The organism is Pseudomonas sp. P4_C8 (assembly GCF_056401975.1).
In genome coordinates this window covers 16471-34804 of the sequence record NZ_JBFUIH010000052.1, presented here as the reverse complement: position 1 = coordinate 34804, position 18334 = coordinate 16471, and the positions used below count along the sequence as shown (strand labels likewise).

Below are 18334 nucleotides of genomic sequence, written 5' to 3'. Positions count from 1 at the left end.
GAACAACGCCAACATCACCACGATCATTCGCGATGACGGCTACCGATTGTGGGGCAACCGCACGCTGTCCAGCGATGCGAARTGGAAGTTCGTCACCCGCGTGCGCACGCTGGACATCGTCATGGACGCCATCCTCTACGCGCACAAGTGGGCGGTGGACCGCTCGATCACCGCSACCTACGTCAAGGACGTGACCGAAGGCCTGCAAGCCTTCATGCGCGACCTGAAGAACCAAGGCGCGATCATCAACTTCGAGGTSTATGCCGACGAAGAGCTGAACACTTCCAGCGAACTGAGCGACGGCAAGGTGTACTGGAAYATCCGKTTCACCGACGTGCCGCCGGCYGAAAACCCGAACTTYCGCGTGGAGGTGACCGATCAGTGGATCACTGAAGTGCTGGAYACCGYCGCCTAAGGAGGCCGCTTTATGATTCCTGAAGTGCTCTACAACACCAACCTGTTYGTYGACGGTATCAGCCTGCAAGGCGATGTACCGAGCCTGACCCTGCCCAAGCTGACCCTCAAAACYGACGAGTACCGCGCGGGCGGCATGGACGCGGCGGTSGAACTCGACATGGGGATGGAAAAGCTGGARGCCAGCTTYMTCACCAACGGCGTGCGYCGCGAGGTGCTGAAGTTCTTCGGTCAGGCCGATCTGACCGGGTTCAACGCCTCGTTCCGCGGTGCCTTCAAGGGCGAGAAAGGCTCGGTCAAGGCGGTGGTCGCCACCCTGCGAGGCGGGCTCAAGGAAGTCGATCCGGGGGACTGGAAACCGGGCGAAAAAGGCGAGTTCAAGTACGCCGTCGCGGTGACCTATTACAAGCTGGAAATCGACGGCAGCGTGATGTTTGAAATCGATCCCCTCAACTCGATCCGYGTCATTGACGGCGTCGACCAACTGGCCGCCGTGCGGTCTGCCCTGGGCATGTAAGGAGCACCACCATGAGCAACGCAAAAGACAACGTCCTGCCGAAATGGCTGCAACTGGGCGATGGCATTGCCACYGTCATGTTATCCAAACCGAGCGAGGCCAACGGCRTCAAGGTCGACMAGCTGACCCTGCGTGARCCGACGGTGCGCGARATGCGCGCCGCCACCYTRCAGGGCGGKASCAAYGAAGAAGAGCAGGARATGGTCYTGTTCTGCAGCCTGGCGAGTATCGGCCGTGGCGATCTGGAGGGGCTGCTGATGCGYGATTACCGTCGTCTGCAGACCGCCTATTTTCGTCTGGGAGCAGACGACGGGGTTTAACCCCARRCTGCAAAARGCCTTGGCYAAACGYTTGGCCGTCGAGCTGAATTTYTCGGCGGCCGAGATTCAGGGGCTGTCGTTTTCCGAGATGGTCTGGTGGCTCACGGACTGAGCCCATCCCGTCGCACGTAGGTGATAACCATGTCGAACAAACTCTCRCTCGGGCTGGTGATTGGCGGCGCCGTCGAYTCTTCRCTCGGMGCCGCCTTCAAGAACGTCAGCGGCGAAATGAAAAAGCTSGAGGCGCAAACCACSCGCGCCAAGGGCTTGCAGAAAGTCATCGGCGAGACCATGCGTCTGCGCGAKGAATGGAAAAAAGCCCACGACAGCGGCGCGGCCAATGCCGGCGCGCTGCTCAAAAAGCTGGAGGCTAACAACACCAGTCTGCGCAAACAGGGCATTGAAGTCGGGCGCCTGACAAAAGAATACATGGCGCTGGGCAAGGTGGTGCGCAGTGCCGAGTTCAAGGCCAAAGGCATGGGCCAAGTGCAGGACGGGCAGGAAAGCCTGCGCAGCGGGTTCGGCACGGCGGTGGCCGGTACCACCCTGGCGGCCGTGCCGACCAAAATCAGTGCGGATTTTCAGGCCATCATTCGCGACATTGCGATCAAGTCCGGTACCGCCAATACCCAGCAGGAAGTGAACACCGCCCGGGACATCGTTCAGACCTCAAAGGACACCGGCATGGCCAACACCCAGGTGGCCGAGCTGGTGAACCAGCTGGTCGGTGGCGGCATGGATCTGACCGAAGCGCTGAAATATGCCCCGGTGGCCGCCAAGTTTGCGGTCGGGCAGGGGGCTTCGGGAGCGGATACCGCGAAGATGATTCTGGCGATGCAGAACAACGCCAAGATCACTGACCCCAAGAAAATGGAACAGGCCTTGGCGTCGGTGGCGCTGCTGGGCCAGCAAGGCAGTTTCGAGGCTGCCGACATGGCCAAGTGGTTTCCGGAGCTGTTGGCACAGATGGCCAGTACCGGCATCACCGGCCAGGAGGCGGTCACGCAACTGGGGGCGATGCTGCAAGTGCAGATCAAGAGCGCCGGCAGTGCCGATGAGGCGGCGAACAACCTGAAAAACTGGGTCGCGAAAATCGGTTCGGAGGAAACGGTCAAAGGCTATGCCGATGCCGGGATTGATTATCAGGGTTCGATGAATGCCGCCATTGGCAAGGGCATGTCGACCTTCGAGGCGAGTTTTGAACTGGCGCGTCGGTATGTGGAAAAGACCGATCCGAAAAAGGCCAAGCAACTAAGTCAGGGACTGACGCAGATTGACAATGAAACCGACCCGGCCAAGGCGCAAGCGATGGCCGATGCCTTGGCCGCCACCCTGCGTACCGGGGATCTGTTTGCCGACATGCAGGTCAAGACTGCCCTGATGGCGTACACCCAAAACAAAAAATTCTACGCGGAGCTGAAAAAAGGCGCCTCGGACCCCAACGGTCCGCGCAAGGACATTCTCGACAAAAACCTGCGCGAACGGCGCGAGAGCTCGTCGCAACGTTGGGCCGAAACCGGTCAGGCGTTCAACGATTCGCTGCGGGCCATCGGTGATGCCCTGCGCCCGGCGACGGATGCGCTGGCCACTGGTATCGGCGGCGCGGCGCGGGGTTTGACCGCCTTGTCCGAGGAAACGCCCCAAGTGGTGCTGGGCCTGGCGGCGGTGAGCGCCGGTGCCTTGCTGGCGGGCAAGGCCTGGGCCGCGCTGAAGATCGGTCGGGGCCTGGCCAACATCGCGCGCGGTTCGGCCGGCGACCGGTCCAACATCGTCCAGCGGGTGTTCGTGACCAACGCGAATGACGGCGATGACGACGGGCTGGATCACGGCAAAGAAGGGAAGGGCGGAAAGGGCAAAGGCCCTGCAAGTCGGMYGTCCCGTGGCRTGAAAGYGGGCGGGTCGCTGGCGGTGGCCGATGCCGGCTTCCAGGTGGTGGACACTTACCTCAACGCCACSACCCGTGATGAAAAGGCCGAAGGCTACGGCGAGGCGGCGGGCGGGCTKGCYGGTGGTTTGGCCGGTGCAGCAGCCGGTGCGGCCATCGGTTCGGTCATCCCGCTGATTGGCACCGCGATTGGCGGAATGATCGGCGGCATGCTCGGCGCGTGGGGCGGCGGTGACGTGGGCGCGACCATGGGCAAGGCGTTGTTTGGCGGCCCGGACACGCCGGTCGTACCCAAAGCACCGCTCGGCATCTTGCCCATGGCCGCCGGCCAGGGCGTTGGCGCGGTCGTGCGCTCGATGGAAAACGCCTCCGTCACACCGGTGACGGCAGCGGCGTTGATGGCGACCGCGGCGCCAAAGACGCCCGAATGGCCGAAGGTCGACCAGCAATTCACCTTCGCCCCGGCACCGGTCATTACCGTGCAGGGCGATGTGAAAGATCCGGCGCGGTTGGCGCAGGAGCTGATGCCGTACCTGAGCCGTCAGTTCGAGGACTTTGCCCGGGAGGCGCGTGACCGCCAGTTGTTTGATGCGCCCCACGTGGGCTAAGGAAGTGTTATGACGGATGAAAAGACCTACCTGCAACACCTGCAGGGTGGCCTCAAGTACATGGTCGACGCCGGTGAAGCCGGCCGCACTGACCTCGAGTCGATGACCGGGCCCATGAATGGTGCACTCAATGAAATCAACGGGGCGGCCGATGCGCTGGAAGGCTTGCCCTTTCTCAGCGAAGACCTCAGTGACAAGACCCGGCGTCTGCAAAGTGCAATCAACTCGGCGCAGGCCAAGATCGGCAAAGTCGCCAGCTACTACAACCAGACCCAGCGCGCACTGGCCGGGTTTGATGAGCACTTTTCAGCGTTGACTGAGCAGATTGGCCGCTTTGGCGCGGCGTTCAACAAGGTGGCCGGCAAGGCCAATGCTGCGCTGGGCAACATTTTCCCCACCGAATGGTTTGCCGGCGACATGACGCCAATCTCCGACGCGGTGAAGCCGTTTCCGCACCTGCTGATCCTCTACCCGCTGAAAGCCAATGAGCGGCCGTATTACTTCAACCTGGACACCGCGGCGTTTGACGAGCTGCGGCGGCAGACGTCGTTTCGCTGGGCCGCGCAGGAACGCCTGACCCGGCGTCCGGCGCAACAGGCCGTGGGTCTGGGTGAGGAGAAAATCACGATCAAAGGCGCGATCTACCCGAGCTACAAAGGCGGCTTGAAGCAGCTGGATAGGCTGCGCAGCATCGGCGCCAAGTTGCTGCCGCTGAACCTGACCACCGGGTACGGCGAGGTGCTGGGCAACTGGTGCCTGACCACTATCGACGAGGAGCAAAGCGCCTTGCTGCCTGGGGCGATCCCGCGCAAGCAAGGCTTTTCATTGGAGTTTGTCCGTTATGGCGATGACTTGCAGAACAGCTGACGGGGATCTGCTCGACACCCTGTGCCACCACTATTACGGCCACCTGAATCGCAGCGTCGAGGCGGTGCTGGCGGCCAACCAAGGCTTGGCCGATGAGCCGCAACCGTTCCGGGCCGGCGTGCTGATCACGCTGCCAGACCTGGTGGTGGAGACGGACAGCGTCATTTCGTTGTGGGATTGATCCCGTTACCCAGCCCGCCGCCTGCGGGCTTTTTCTTGTCTGGAGTGCCGACATGCAACCGCTTTTCCGCATCGTCGCCGACGGTGCTGATATCACCGCCGTGATCAATGATCGGCTGGTCTCGCTGCAGCTCTCCGACCGACCCGGGATGGCTTCTGACTCGTTTGAATTGCGCATCGATGACCGTGACGGGGCGGTGTCGCTACCTGCCCGTGGCGCGAGTATTGAGATCTACCTGGGCTACGCCGACGCCGACCTGACGCGCATGGGTCGCTACACGGTAGATGAGGTGGCGGTCTCCGGCCCTCCGGACACATTGGTGATCAGCGGCAAGGCCAGCGACATGCGTGGCAGCGGCAAGACCACCCGCAGCGGCAGTTGGGAGGACGTCAGCCTGGCGCAGATCGTCGGCGATGTGGCGGCGCGCAATGGTTGGCAGCCGTCCTGCCCGGTCGACACCCGGGTGCCGCGCATGGACCAGCTCAATGAGTCGGACTTCAACTTCATTACCCGCCTGGCCAAGAAGCACGACTGCACCGCCAAGGTGGCCGACGGCAAGCTGCTGGTCCTGCCGCGCCAAGGCGGTCAGAGTGCCAGTGGCAAGGCCTTGGGCGTCATCACCTTGCAACGCAATGACGTGACCCGCTGGCAGTTTCGCTTGAGCGACCGCAGCGCCCATCAAGGGGTCAACACCCAGTACCAGGACCCGGCCAGCGGAGAATTGTTGGTCTCGCACCTGGACAATCCCAACGTGCCCGAGGGCCTGCCGCCGGTGCACACCGATCGGCATATCTACCCGGACCGCACGGCGGCCGACGAGGCGGCGAAGGCACGCTTGGCGGCGTTCAACCGATCCACCGCCTCGGTGCGCCTCGATCTACCGGGCCGGACCGACCTGTTTGCCGAAAGCATGATCGAGGCGCAAGGCTTCAAACGCGGGCTCGATGGCGAATACCTGGTGGAGTCGGTGGATCACACGTTCACCCCGTCCGGGTGGACGGTGTCGGTGGAGTGCAATGGCGGCAAGGAGGGCAAGGCCAAGGCCTCCGGCAAGCCGCAGAAAGTCGTGCTTGAAGTGCCGGATTGATCGCCCGGGCGCATGAGTCGTCCCGAGTCAGAAGTTTCAAAAATCAAAGTAAAAGGAGCGGCCAGGCGGGATGCGTCAACATCCAGCCTGGCCACCGTCCCCGCAGATTGTCCCTGCAAGTCCCGTCAAGGCTCCTGCTCTGTGCACAAAGCGGAGCGAGCCTAGCACCTGTTTATTTATACAGTAAAGGTCTTGCTATCCATGTCTACCCCAATCATTCCTTGGATGGGCGGCAAACGCCGTCTGGCCGATCGCCTGATTCCCCTGTTTCCACCGCACGAATGCTATGTAGAGGTGTTTGCCGGCGGCGCCGCGCTGTACTTCATGCGGCCCCAGGCAGCGCCCGTCGAAGTGCTCAACGACATCAACGGTGACCTGGTGACGTTGTACCGCGTGGTGCAGAACCACCTCGAAGAATTTGTGCGCCAGTTCAAATGGGCGCTCAGTTCACGCCAGGTGTTCGAGTGGCAGAAGATGACCCGCGTCGAAACGCTCACCGACATCCAGCGCGCTGCCCGATTTTTCTATCTGCAACACCACGCCTTCGCCGGCAAGGTGTCCGGGCAGACCTTCGGCACTGCGACCACCACCCCGTCGATCAACCTGCTGCGCATCGAAGAAAACCTTTCAGCTGCCTGGCAACGCCTGTCCGGCACCTACGTCGAGAACCTGCCTTGGCTGGAGTGCGCCGAGCGCTACGACCGGCCGCATACCTTCCACTACATGGATCCGCCGTACTGGCAAACCGCCGGGTATGGGGTGGATTTTCCGTTTGAGAATTACGAACGGATGGCCGACTTCATGCGCCGCTGCAAGGGCAGGGTGATGGTCAGCATCAACGACCACCCCGACATCCGCCGGGTGTTCGAGGGCTTTCATTTCGAGACGTTGGACATCCGCTACTCCACAACCAATCAGCGCCAGGGCAAGGCCGAGGTCAGCGGTGAGTTGGTGATCATGAACTGGGAACCTGCGGCGTTAGGAGGGCTGTTTTAAGGTGTTTGGTTGTAGTCCTGACTGAAGCGGACAGATCCCTGACTATGGTAATTATTTTTCTGTTTATTGAAGCGAAAGGGGCACGGGTTTCGCCTTGCTCTCTCGGTAGGACGCGGCCCAATCCGAGGGGGTCTTACCAAACTGGATGCGGAACCAGCGGGAAAAGTCACCGGCAGAGGAAAAGCCGAGCAGTTCGGCGACCTCATACAATCGGCGTTTGCTGTTGGCCAGGTATTCTTCGGCGAGTTCAGCACGCACGGCATTGATGACCGTTGTGACACTCTGCCCCTCGACCGCCAAGTGTCGGTTCAGCGTGCGTCGATGCACGCCCAAATGTCGGGCAACCTCATCAACAGAACACAGTCCACTCGGCAGCAGCATCCTGACGATCTGGCGTACCCGCTGTGCCGGCTCATCGCGCAGATTAGCCAGTTGCATGTCCAGCGCTCGTTTTACTTCGCGATGCAGCGTGGGGTCCGCCGTAGGAATTGGTATGTCCAGATCGCGCGCGCGGCAAACGATGGCATTGAACTCCTGGGAAAACTCGACAGCTGTTCCTAACACACGGTGATGGACTTCCAGGCTGGCAGGGCTTTGGTGAGTAAAGCTGACCCTTACCGGCCGGAAGGTATTACCGCTCAGAATGCTCAATGTGCGCAAAATAATACCGGTCGCCTGTTCAATCGCCTGGCGCCAGACGCCGTGATGGCCCTGCATGTTCACGCCCAGATGCAGCAGGACCAGATCCCCGACATCCTCCAGCCGCAGCTCCACGCCAGCGTTATGCAGCCGGGCGTAGCGAGTGCAAGACAACAAGGCTGCTCGTAGTGTGGGTTCTTCGCGGATAAGTACCGCGACCATGCCAAAGTTGGATAGGCGTCTCGACTCTGCAAGCAACAAGCCAAAGGCTTCTTGGCCGGACAGGCGCGCTGACTCCTCCAGCAGCCCTCCAACCGAGTCGCTGCTGATCATGATATTTGGATCGGCAAGGATACTTACCGGTAGCTTTGCTAGTCGCAACATATGAAATGGATCCAGCCCCACGGAGCGGGCCACTTGCTCATAGTTGGTGAGACTGGCACTTCGCGTCAGGGTATACATGCTTTCCCTCGTGTCCCAAATTCGCAAGATTGTGTCCTGCGGAGCTTAGTGCAGGATGCCCCGTCAGAGCTACCTTCAGATCACTGAAAATAGTGGAGGTAGATAAGGCGCTGACGCCGTATTGGCCACCCGCTAGATAACAACAATAAAACCTATGAGGAGGCTGCATGGCCTTTCACCCAATTACCGCGGACGATGACGACTGCGGTTGTGTCAACGTTGCGCGAAAATATGCCTGGGTTGTCTTCGCTCTGACCTTCGGACTGCTGATTTCCGATTACATGTCGCGCCAGGTGCTCAACGCGGTGTTCCCGTTGCTCAAGAGCGAGTGGGCACTGAGTGACAGCCTGCTCGGCCTGCTCAGTGGCATCGTCGCCCTGATGGTCGGCCTGCTGACATTCCCGCTGTCGTTGATGGCCGACCGCTTCGGCCGGGTCAAGAGCCTGGCGCTGATGGCGCTATTGTGGAGCCTGGCCACGCTGGGCTGCGCCCTAGCGCAGGACTACCAGCAGATGTTCATCGCGCGCTTCATGGTCGGCGTCGGCGAAGCCGCCTATGGCAGCGTGGGCATCGCGGTGGTGATTTCGGTGTTCCCCAAACATATGCGCGCCACCCTGACCAGCGCGTTCATGGCCGGCGGTTTGTTCGGCGCTGTGCTGGGCATGGCCTTGGGCGGCGCCATTGCGGCGAAACTGGGCTGGCGCTGGTCGTTCGCCGGCATGGCTCTGTTCGGCCTGTGCCTGGCGGTGCTGTACCCGATCATCGTCAAGGAAGCGCGCATTGCGCCGCAACGGGCGGCGCAGGCCCTGAACAAGGTGGCGCAGGCCCCGCGCCCGTTGCGCACCCTGTGGTCCAGCCGTTCGGTGGTGGCGACCTATGTCGGCAGTGGTTTGCAGTTGTTCGTCGGCGGCACGGTCATGGTGTGGATTCCCAGCTACCTCAACCGCTACTACGACATGCCGACGGACAAGGCCGGCGGCATTGCGGCGCTCATCGTGCTGTGCAGCGGTGTGGGGATGATTCTGTGCGGCATGCTCAGCGATCGTCTGTGTCGTCATTCGCCGGAACGCAAGGTCAGCCTGGCCATCGCCTTCTGCCTGGGCAGTTGCCTGCTGTTGTCGGCGGCGTTCGCACTGCAGGCGGGGCCTGTGCAATTGCTGTTGATCTGCCTGGGCATGTTGATTGCCACAGGTACCACCGGCCCTAGCGGGGCGATGGTCGCCAACCTGACCCATTACTCGGTGCACGGCACGGCGTTTGCCACGCTGACTCTGGCCAACAACCTGCTGGGTCTGGCCCCGGGGCCGTTCATTACCGGTCGGGTGTCCGACCTGATCGGCCTGCATGCGGCGTTTCAACTGGTACCCCTGGTCAGCCTCGCGGCAGCGGCGGTGTTCTTTTATGCCAAGTTTCATTACCACAAAGATATTGCCCGTTTAACGGGAGAGAGCGTCGCGGCCCCCATCAGTGGCGTCGCGTTGGAGGTGAAGTTGTGAGTTGTCGTTTAAGTATTGATGTGTTTTTCGATTGCCCCTGCTACCTGACCGGTAAACGTCAGCTGGCGCAAGGTGCGCAACGTCCTGAAGCGCTGCCGGGCCGCATGCGCGAGACGCTGATTGGCGAGGAGTGCGTGCCATGAGCGCCATTGCCCTGACCCGAGTCCATACCCGCACGCGCGAATTGGCACCGGGCTTTATCGTCAGCCTGATCGTGGCGGCTGCCGCTTCGTTTTTGTCCGAGCACTACGGCGCTCCGGTCATGCTGTTCGCCTTGCTGCTGGGCATGGCGCTGAACTTTCTTGCGGACGAGGGCCCGTGCAAGGCCGGTGTCGAGTTCACTGCTCGTACGGTTCTGCGCATTGGCGTGGCGTTACTGGGCATGCGTATCACCCTGGAACAAATGGCAGCTTTGGGCTGGAAGCCGATGGCGCTGGTGGTGATCCTGGTGGTGGTGACTATCGGCGTCTCGGTGATCGCCGCCAGGCTGCTCGGCTTCTCGCGCCTGTTCGGCATGCTCACCGGTGGCGCCACCGCCATCTGTGGCGCATCGGCCGCCTTGGCGCTGGCCGCGGCATTGCCTAACCACCCGCAGAAAGAGCGCGCGACCCTGTTCACGGTGATCGGCGTGTCGGCCCTGTCGACTCTGGCGATGATTGTCTATCCAATGATTGCCAACTGGTTATCACTGTCGCCACAAGTCGCCGGGGTGTTCCTCGGCGCGACCATCCACGATGTCGCCCAAGTCGTGGGCGCCGGCTACGGCATGTCGACCGAGACCGGCGATACCGCCACTGTGGTCAAGTTGATGCGGGTCGCCATGCTGCTGCCGGTGATCGTCGCTGCGGCCATGATTACCCGCATGCAAGGTGCCGACCCGACAGGCAAACACCCACCGCTGCTGCCATGGTTCGCCGTGGGATTTCTGCTTCTGGCCTGCATCAACAGCACCGGCTGGATCGCGCCGGCGGTGCAAGGTGGGGTCAATGAACTGTCGCGCTGGTGCCTGGTGATTTCCATCAGCGCCCTGGGCATGAAAACCCGGCTCAAGGAACTGGCGGCGGTGGGGATCAAACCGATCCTACTGATGGTCGGGGAGACGGTGTTTCTCGTGGTGCTGGTGCTTCTGTTACTGCATTGGGGCGTCTGAAAACCGGCGTCACACAGGTTTATGGCAGGGCTTCACTGGGCTGGCTCCTCGTTACAGTGAAGCTCACCACCGGTGTCACAAGCACCGGCTTTCACGGCGACTGTACCAGCAGTCGCCGTTTTTTTTCGTGTGGGTTGAAGGGGTTGGGGACAGCGCTCACTGTCAAGAAGCTAGCGCTTGTTTCTGCGCGCGACGCCACGCCGCTGGCGGCATGCCGAACTGATTGATGAACCAGCGGGTGAAGGAGCTGGCCATGGAGAAGCCGAACATGTCGGCGATGCTGCTCAACGAGTGGTTCGGGTTCTCCAGATAACGCAACGCCAGGTCGCGGCGCACCTCGTTGATCAGGTCGTTGAAGGCACAACCGTCGTCTTGCAGGCGGCGTTGAAAGGTGCGCACGTTCATGCCCTGTGACAGCGCGATCTGCTCGATCGTGGCGCGTCCCATGGGCAACAGCAGGTAGATCGCCTTGCGCGCTTCGAACAGCAAAGAGGTACTTACATCACCTGACAGCAAATCGATGTAGTCCTGGGCATAACACGCCATGGCCGGGTCGGCATTGGCGTTGACCATGTCCAGGCTGGCATCGGAGCAGACGATGCCGTTGAACTCGCTGCCAAACTCCAGGTTGCAGCCGAACATACGCCGATGAGTTTGCAGGTTGTCGGGTGGCTGATGTATGAAGTTGACGCTGTACGGGCGCCACTGCGCGCCGAGCAGCGTCGAGCACAGGCCGAACAGCACGCCGATGACCAGCTCCGAGGCCTGACGACCGGGCAACAGCGACTCAGTGACCATCTCGGCGCGAATGATCACCATCCTGCCGGCTTCTTCAACGAAGATCCCCAGGGAGTCGTTCATCAGATGACGGTAGCGCTCCATAACCTGCAAAGCGCCACGCAGGGTGCGTTGCTGGCTGAGCAGTAGGCTGACCACGCCGAAATCCGAAAGCTGGCGCGACTCGGCCATACGCAGGCCGAGGGTCTGGCAACCGCTGGCGACGGCAGAGTCTTCCAGCAGGCGCACGGCGGTATCGATGGGTATACGGTTTTCCGGGACTTGCAACTGAGCCTGGCTCAGGCCGACGACGGTCATGACGTCGCGCGGGTTGAATCCCAGGTCTTGGGTGACTTCCAGGTATTTGGTCAAAACGGCGGCGCGAACAAGCTTGGGCATGTACAGGATCTCCTTCGGCCGATGGCGGCGTTGCTTTTTTCATCGAAGGTGTATTGCGCGGGAAGAGGGCGCTGGTGGACGTACTGACAGCGCCAGCGACCTTCAACCCTGCTCTGGCGTAATGCAGAGCAGGTAGCGCGGTCCCATTTTAGGTAACGCGAGCCCCGCGCCATGGGCATAGTGGGATAATTTCTTAGCATATTGGGACGCGGCGGGCGGGTAGGGAATGACGGCGGCATTCGCTGCGCTACCGGCGTTTGCCCTGTCCCAATTTCACAAGATTGTGTCCTGCTAAGCTCAGTGCAGGGCACCCTCTCAGAGCTACCTTCAGGCCCACAACTAATAAGATGGAGGTAGATAATGGATACGCGCACTTCAATGCGTATCGGTCAGCCGCTCGCTGCAATGGCGCAGGTGGATGCCGACGATCCTGATGCATTCAACCACTGCTTTGCCGACGTCAACGGCATCCGCATGCACTACATCGACGAGGGCCAGGGGCCGCTCGTCATCCTGCTGCACGGCTTCCCCTACCTCTGGTACATGTGGCGGCGCCAGATCGTGGCATTGGCCGAGGCCGGCTATCGGGTTGTGGTGCCCGATCAACGCGGGTTCGGGCAATCGGACCGCCCCGACGCCATCGAAGCCTATGACATGAGCCAGTCCGTCGGCGACATGGTGGGTTTGATGGCGGCCCTGGGCGAAACCTCTGCGGTGATCATCGGCCACGACCTGGGCGCCTGGGTGGCTCAGGCGGCCGCCATGTTGCGCCCGGATCTGTTCAGTGGCCTGGTGATGCTCAATACCCCGGTACCGCCGCGGGGCAAGGTCAAGCCAACCGTGGGCTTGCAGGCCATGGCGAAAGGCCGGGTCTACCACCACCTGTATTTCCAGCAGCTCGACAAGCCGGATCGCGAGCTGGCCGCTGATCCGCGCAAGACCTTGAGCAGCGTCTTCTACTCGATCTCCGGCAGCGCCGTGGGAGCCGAACGCTGGCGTCTGTTTGTCGAGGCCGGTGAGCCGATTCTCAACGCCTTTACCGAGCCGAAGGGCGCGTTCCCGTCCTGGCTGAGCCCGCAGTCGCTCGACTACTACGTCGCCGAGTACACGCGCACGGGGTTTACCGGTGCCCTGAACTACTACCGCTGTCGCGACCGCAACTGGGAAATCACCGCGTATCTAGACGGCGCGAAGGTCAGCCAACCAAGCCTGTTCATCGGTGGTGCTGCCGACCCTTCCATGGAGCCGGTGGAAATCCGCAGCCTCTACGACCAGATGGACGCCTACCTGCCCGCTCTGCGCAAAAAGGTGCTGCTACCCGGTGTAGGCCATAGCGCCGCAGAGGAAAGCCCGGCTCAGGTCAACGAATTGCTGCTGGAGTTTCTCGAGCAGTTGATGTCTGGCGACCCGGCCTCTGAGCCAGCGGCTGGCTAAACCCCTTGATAGCGGTAATGCAAAGGCAGGGCGAACGCTACCGGCATCTGCCGTAACGTCCGCCCTGCCTTTGCACATGGACAGGGCTGGATTTTTTCCTTGTTACTCAGCTGGCAGCCTTGACCAGCAGATGATCGCCGAACTGCTCGCGCAGGCGGTTCTTTAACACCTTGCCCGTAGCACCCAGTGGAATCGTGTCGACGAAGACCACATCATCCGGCGTCCACCACTTGGCAATCTTGCCGTCATAAAAGGCCAGCAGATCTTCCCGGGTCAGGGCTGCCTGCGCTTTCCTGACGATGATCAGCAAGGGCCGTTCATCCCACTTCGCGTGTTTCGCGGCGATGCAGGCCGCCTGGGCGACTGAGGGATGGCTCAGAGCAATGTTCTCCAGATCGATCGAGCCGATCCACTCGCCACCCGACTTGATCACATCCTTGCTGCGATCGGTGATCTGCATGAAGCCATCGCCATCGATGGTCGCCACATCGCCGGTGGGGAACCAGGTCTGGCCGGCGTGTTCGAGCAGCGGTGAACAGTCGCTTTCATTTCTGAAATAGTCGCGTACCACCCAGGGGCCACGCACCATCAGGTCACCCGAGGTCGCGCCGTCCCAAGGCAGCTCCAGGCCGTCCGCGTCAACGATCTTCATGTCGACGCCAAACACCGCCCGGCCTTGCTTGGATTGCACGGCATAACGCTCTGCCGGAGACATTTCGAGGTGCCTGGCCTTCAGGGCGCCGACGGTTCCGATAGGGCTCAGCTCCGTCATCCCCCAGACGTGCAATACCGCAACGCCGTAGGTTTGCTGAAAGGTGTGCAGCATGGACGGGGGGCAGGTCGCGCCACCAATGATGCTGCGTTTCATGCTGGAGAATTGCCGGCCGGTTTTTTCCAGATGACCAAGCAGGCCTTGCCACACGGTAGGGACACCCGCGGACAGTGTCACCTGCTCGGCTTCGAGCAGTTCGAACAGCGATGCTCCATCCAGGGCCGGTCCGGGAAATACAAGTTTTGCCCCGACCATGCACGCGATGTAGGGAAGTCCCCAGGCGTTGATATGAAACATCGGCACCACCGGCAGGATCACGTCGTGCGCCGAACAATTCAGGGCGTCAGGGAGCGCGGCGGCATAGGTGTGCAGCACCGACGAGCGATGACTGTACAAAACCCCTTTCGGGTTGCCCGTCGTGCCGGAGGTGTAGCAGAGCGTACTGGCGGCATCCTCGTCGAAAACCGGCCAAGCGTAGTCAGGGGATCCCTGTTGAAGGAGGTCTTCATAGCACAGCAAGTTGTCGATGCCGGCATCCTTGGGCATGTGCGCCTGATCAGTCATGGCGATGAACGCCTTGACCCCATTGCAGCGCTCGGCGATGGCCTTGATCAGTGGCAAGAAGGTCAAGTCGAAGAAGATGTACTGGTCTTCGGCGTGATTGGCGATGTAGGCGACCTGGTCTTCATGCAGGCGAGGGTTGATGGTATGCACAATGGCACCCATGCCGGCAACGCCGTAGTACAACTCCAGGTGCCGATAGCCATTCCATGCCAGTGTGCCGATCCGCTCGGAAGGCTTGACGCCCAGGCGGGTGAGTGCGCTGGCCAACTGGCGCGCGCGATGGTGGCAGTCTCGGAAGGTGTAGCGATGGATATCGCCCTCCACCCGACGGGATACGATCTGCGTATCACCGTGATGGCGGTCGGCATGTTCAATGAGTGAGGAAATCAAAAGCTGCTTTTGCATCATCAGGCCTTTCATGGCATCGCTCCGTTCGCTTGTCTGTGATCGGGGGAGCGAGCAGGCGGCCAGGCCCGGGTCAGATTTCGCGTCAAGACCGCGACCCGACACAGCCTGTTTCCCTCCCCTGAATGATTGCTAACCGGTAACTGGCCCGGTCGCCCCTTGAACCAGAGGCGCCGGGTTTTCCCGTGAAATCCGGGTCAGTTGAATGCCGTCAGGTCTTTCGGCGCGATGTCATGCTCCTCGCAATAAGCTAGATAGCGTTGCAACCCGGTCTTCCAGTTTTCCAGCGCGACGATGTTGTCGTTGCCGTCCAGGAACGCGAGATCGCCCGTCACTTGAACCAGCATGAGCGAATACCCATCCGCGCTTCCCGTGCTGACGACTTCAGGTGTGTGAGTCGACGCGGCCGTCTCGTAGACGATGCTGCCGGGGCCGGCGATCCAGTCATGCTCTTTGTATTTCCACTGACCTTCGATCGTGTAGACCATGACCGTGCCGGTGTGGTGGTGCTTGGGCAGTTGCATGTCCAGCGGCGCCTTCATCATGACGATCCATTCGCCACGGATCGGGTCGAGCTTGAAGTACTTGAGCAGGACGTTATCTGCATAAGGGGTAAACGGAATCCAGGGCAGGGATTCGCCATCGATGACGGCGGTGTCGACGTGTTCGTAGAGCATAGGTATCTCCGTTGATTGTTGTTTTGATCGGGAATTTTTCGGCGGCCGGGATCGTCCGACCATCACGGATGGTCGGGTGCCCGGGCTGTCTGTCTGGCAGTCAGGGTCAGGTCAGCGGGGTTCCCGCCAGGGTTGCGCGCAGCATCTTCCGTGGCGCGTTGCCGTAGTCAGCCACGGCGTAGTGCTGGACTTGCAGGTTGTCCCACATGGCAACGGTGTTGGTGCGCCACTTCAGGCGAACCTGGTATTCCGGGATGGCGGCCTGGGAGATCAGGTAGTTCATCAGGTGATGAGCCTCGGGCATAAAGTCCTGGCCGTAGCGGATGTCCTCGAAGTTGAAGAAGTTCGAGAAATGGGTGGTGAATGCGGAATTGACAAACAGCACCTTCTCGCCTGTCTCGGGATGCACAAGCACTACCGGGTGCTCGGCACCGGGGGTCTTCAGGGCCATCGCGTGACGTTCTTCGCGTGGCAACTGGGCGCCAAAGGTCTGCTCGGCACCGTGCTTGGCATACAAGCCATCGATTCGTTGCTTGATGCTTTCGGGCAGCTTTTCGTAGGCCATCACCATGTTGGAAAACAGCGTATCGCCGCCGGTCTCCGGACCCAGTTCGCAGCGCAATACCGCGCCGCGGGGCGGCGCCAGCTTGTAGGTGACATCGGCATGCCAGAGGTTTTCGCGACTAGCCTTTTCCACATAGCTCTTGGGCTTGCTCGGATCGAGATTGCGGTACAGCATCAGCAGCTTGTCCGCCTCCGGATGGCTCGGCGCCAGGGGATGGGCTTCCAGTTCGCTGAATTGCGCGGCGAAGTGCTGTTGCTCCATTGGAGTGATGTTCTGGTCGCGAAAGAACAACACTTTGTGCTTGAGCCACAGGGCCCTGATTTCCGCGATCAGTTCGGGGTCCTGGGCAGCGTCGACAAGGTTGACGTTGCTGAGCTCTGCGCCGATGGCGGGTGTGCAAAGCTCTACCTTGATCGAATGCTGTCGCACCGACGACCGGATGATGGCCGGTGCCGAGGGCGACGCTGGTGAAGGAGTGTCTTGGATTTCGGCGATTTTTGTCATTGTTGTCTCCAGTCCGTGCTTGTACGGCGGTGCGCAATATGTGCATCCGGTATAGGTAACTGCCCCCACTGACTGAGCAGAGGGGGCTGGTCCTATAGTAGGTATATCGAGCACAAGGCTATGGGCACGGCGGGACAGTTTCTTAGCATGTTGGGACAACGAGCTAGTGATTAGGACTAAAGCTGAATTATGAGCATCCTCCGGCGCCGTTTTGCCTGCTTGGCCGAAAACCCTAGAGATTGAATGTATGCATATCGTCAGGAGCAGTAAGCAATGCGTCTGCCCTTGCGTCTCATTCTGGTGCCATGAGTACTGCGAGGCTCATCTTGATAAATTCTTCGTTCTTGTCGATCGTTTGCAGGGCGCCGCGAACGTTGCCGGCTTCCTCAGCTGATCCTCTTTGCTCAACCCAAATCGTCAGCGCCATGATCGCGGCTTCGAGCGCCAGTTGGTTTTCGTTGATCTTGAACAGCAGGGAAGGGAGCAGGTCAGAATTTGGCATCGCAAATCCTCCGTGGAAATTTCAGCGTAGCAGCCGGCGAGGGCTAAGCGGTAGGCAGGAAGCCGGGAGAGTTGTGCGCAAAACCTCCTCTGGAGGCCGCGAGTTTTCGTTTGCATAAGCACAAAAAAGCGGATGTTTTGCCACCGTTGTAAGTGGCTGTATCCCTTTAAAAACAATAGGTTAGGATGCTATAGCCCCCAACATGGGGTGCTAGGGGTCGAGTGTTCGAATCACTCCGTCCCGACCATATTTTTCAATGACTTAGGCCAATGTTCACAGCATTGGCCTTTTTCATGTGCGTGAGATTTACGTGACTCCTCGATTTTTCACGCTCGTTTCCTTTTTAAGATTGTTAACTTGCGGCTGCTAGTTTCCACGTCCTGCATGCTGATCAACGGTGCCGCCTCTCTGGCACAAGCTGAGGCGATTTCTCGCACCGAAAGCAGACCCGCTTGGAGGAGCTGTTCGATGCGCCCACGAGGCATGTAAAGCCTGAGAACGCTCCCGTGCCGACCGACCGAGCTTCGCGCTCACCCGAGCTAAAATCATAGGCGATTGTGCGCAGCATCCGAGCCGTATATCGCCGCCTTCACGCCTGAGCTCAAGCACCTTGACGGTCAATCAACGCACCCTAAATGTATGATTGCGCAGTAATCACATCGGTGAATTCGAATGCGTTTTGGTTGCAACAAACTGCTCATCGGATTTTTAAGATGCTCACTTGATCTAGTGGCTAGTAGCCGCTATTCCTTAAGTCACTGACATGTGGGCACTGCAGGGAAAACCAATATGGCGAGATTCGTGGTTGTCCCCTCGATTCCAAAGGAAACCGGATCAACCCGCAGTGGGGCACGCTTCTACTGCACGACGGCGCCTATAGATTTCGACATCTACGATAATGAAGGTAAGTGCAGGCTAAAAATCTGCTATCCGACACGAATTGAGGCCAATGCAGAATGCGAGAGGCTGAATTCGGAAATTCTAGAAAGCACGCTTGCTCAATACTCATGCGTTAACTAATCATGATCTTCGATACCCAGAGCAGCAACGGCGCTGCCAGCGTGAACGCTGTTCATGCTCTGTGCTTGTTCCCGGTTGTCGATCACTGCTGTG

General features: G+C 60.3%; 18 protein-coding genes. 12 read left to right on the top strand and 6 right to left on the bottom strand.

Annotation, left to right across the window (positions count from 1 at the left end):
• The 8 genes from AC1DWM_RS25535 to AC1DWM_RS25500 form a co-directional block, all read left to right on the top strand.
• Nucleotides 1-415: phage tail sheath family protein (locus AC1DWM_RS25535; protein ID WP_477796466.1), on the top strand; the 415-nt coding region annotated here is incomplete at its 5' end.
• 12 nt (nucleotides 416-427) lie between these two features.
• Complete coding sequence (locus AC1DWM_RS25530) at nucleotides 428-931, top strand: phage major tail tube protein (RefSeq protein ID WP_477796465.1); 504 nt, start codon at nucleotides 428-430, stop codon at nucleotides 929-931.
• Between the two features lie 11 nt (nucleotides 932-942).
• Nucleotides 943-1251 carry a phage tail assembly protein gene (locus tag AC1DWM_RS25525; RefSeq protein WP_477796464.1) on the top strand — a complete coding sequence of 103 codons (309 nt, stop codon included), beginning with the start codon at nucleotides 943-945 and terminating at the stop codon, nucleotides 1249-1251.
• 141 nt (nucleotides 1252-1392) lie between these two features.
• On the top strand, nucleotides 1393-3744 hold the full coding sequence (locus AC1DWM_RS25520; RefSeq protein ID WP_477796463.1) for a phage tail tape measure protein: 2352 nt from the start codon (nucleotides 1393-1395) through the stop codon (nucleotides 3742-3744).
• A gap of 9 nt (nucleotides 3745-3753) precedes the next feature.
• On the top strand, nucleotides 3754-4611 hold the full coding sequence (locus AC1DWM_RS25515; RefSeq protein ID WP_477796462.1) for a phage tail protein: 858 nt from the start codon (nucleotides 3754-3756) through the stop codon (nucleotides 4609-4611).
• Nucleotides 4586-4792 (top strand): tail protein X, encoded by a 207-nt coding sequence (locus AC1DWM_RS25510; RefSeq protein WP_057716592.1) that lies wholly within the window; start codon nucleotides 4586-4588, stop codon nucleotides 4790-4792. The genes AC1DWM_RS25515 and AC1DWM_RS25510 overlap by 26 nt, the downstream gene beginning before the upstream one ends.
• A gap of 52 nt (nucleotides 4793-4844) precedes the next feature.
• Nucleotides 4845-5879 carry a phage late control D family protein gene (locus AC1DWM_RS25505; RefSeq protein WP_477796461.1) on the top strand — a complete coding sequence of 345 codons (1035 nt, stop codon included), beginning with the start codon at nucleotides 4845-4847 and terminating at the stop codon, nucleotides 5877-5879.
• Between the two features lie 201 nt (nucleotides 5880-6080).
• Nucleotides 6081-6875, top strand: a complete 795-nt coding sequence (locus AC1DWM_RS25500; RefSeq protein WP_477796460.1) for a DNA adenine methylase — start codon at nucleotides 6081-6083, stop codon at nucleotides 6873-6875.
• Nucleotides 6876-6938: 63 nt separating this feature from the next.
• Here the strand turns inward: AC1DWM_RS25500 and AC1DWM_RS25495 are convergent, their stop codons facing one another.
• Entirely contained in the window at nucleotides 6939-7976 is a 1038-nt protein-coding gene (locus AC1DWM_RS25495) for an AraC family transcriptional regulator (protein ID WP_477796459.1), read from the bottom strand.
• A gap of 167 nt (nucleotides 7977-8143) precedes the next feature.
• Between AC1DWM_RS25495 and AC1DWM_RS25490 the strand changes: the two genes are divergently transcribed.
• From AC1DWM_RS25490 to AC1DWM_RS25480, 3 genes are read left to right on the top strand one after another with little or no spacing between them, the layout of a single operon-like run.
• Nucleotides 8144-9472, top strand: a complete 1329-nt coding sequence (locus AC1DWM_RS25490; RefSeq protein ID WP_477796458.1) for an MFS transporter — start codon at nucleotides 8144-8146, stop codon at nucleotides 9470-9472.
• The gene (locus AC1DWM_RS25485; protein ID WP_477796457.1) at nucleotides 9469-9615 is read left to right on the top strand and encodes a hypothetical protein; all 147 of its coding nucleotides are present in this window, start codon (nucleotides 9469-9471) and stop codon (nucleotides 9613-9615) included. The genes AC1DWM_RS25490 and AC1DWM_RS25485 overlap by 4 nt, the downstream gene beginning before the upstream one ends.
• Nucleotides 9612-10622, top strand: a complete 1011-nt coding sequence (locus tag AC1DWM_RS25480; RefSeq protein WP_477796456.1) for a YeiH family protein — start codon at nucleotides 9612-9614, stop codon at nucleotides 10620-10622. Before AC1DWM_RS25485 ends, AC1DWM_RS25480 begins: the two co-directional genes overlap by 4 nt.
• Before the next feature lie 162 nt (nucleotides 10623-10784).
• Here AC1DWM_RS25480 and AC1DWM_RS25475 read toward each other — a convergent pair whose 3' ends face one another.
• A complete protein-coding gene (locus tag AC1DWM_RS25475; protein WP_477796455.1) occupies nucleotides 10785-11798 on the bottom strand; it encodes an AraC family transcriptional regulator in 1014 nt (337 codons plus the stop codon).
• Between the two features lie 360 nt (nucleotides 11799-12158).
• Here AC1DWM_RS25475 and AC1DWM_RS25470 point away from each other — a divergent pair, with 360 nt between their 5' ends.
• Nucleotides 12159-13232, top strand: a complete 1074-nt coding sequence (locus AC1DWM_RS25470; protein ID WP_477796454.1) for an alpha/beta hydrolase — start codon at nucleotides 12159-12161, stop codon at nucleotides 13230-13232.
• Nucleotides 13233-13338: 106 nt separating this feature from the next.
• Here the strand turns inward: AC1DWM_RS25470 and AC1DWM_RS25465 are convergent, their stop codons facing one another.
• From AC1DWM_RS25465 to AC1DWM_RS25450, 4 genes are all read right to left on the bottom strand, one after another.
• Complete coding sequence (locus AC1DWM_RS25465) at nucleotides 13339-14988, bottom strand: 3-(methylthio)propionyl-CoA ligase (protein WP_477796453.1); 1650 nt, start codon at nucleotides 14986-14988, stop codon at nucleotides 13339-13341.
• 182 nt (nucleotides 14989-15170) lie between these two features.
• Nucleotides 15171-15650, bottom strand: coding sequence for a 2,4'-dihydroxyacetophenone dioxygenase family protein (locus AC1DWM_RS25460; RefSeq protein ID WP_477796452.1), 480 nt, complete (start codon nucleotides 15648-15650; stop codon nucleotides 15171-15173).
• A gap of 106 nt (nucleotides 15651-15756) precedes the next feature.
• Nucleotides 15757-16629, bottom strand: a complete 873-nt coding sequence (locus tag AC1DWM_RS25455; protein WP_477796467.1) for a TauD/TfdA dioxygenase family protein — start codon at nucleotides 16627-16629, stop codon at nucleotides 15757-15759.
• A 382-nt stretch (nucleotides 16630-17011) separates the two neighbouring features.
• A complete protein-coding gene (locus tag AC1DWM_RS25450) occupies nucleotides 17012-17221 on the bottom strand; it encodes a hypothetical protein (RefSeq protein WP_477796451.1) in 210 nt (69 codons plus the stop codon).
• Nucleotides 17222-18334 lie beyond the last annotated feature (1113 nt).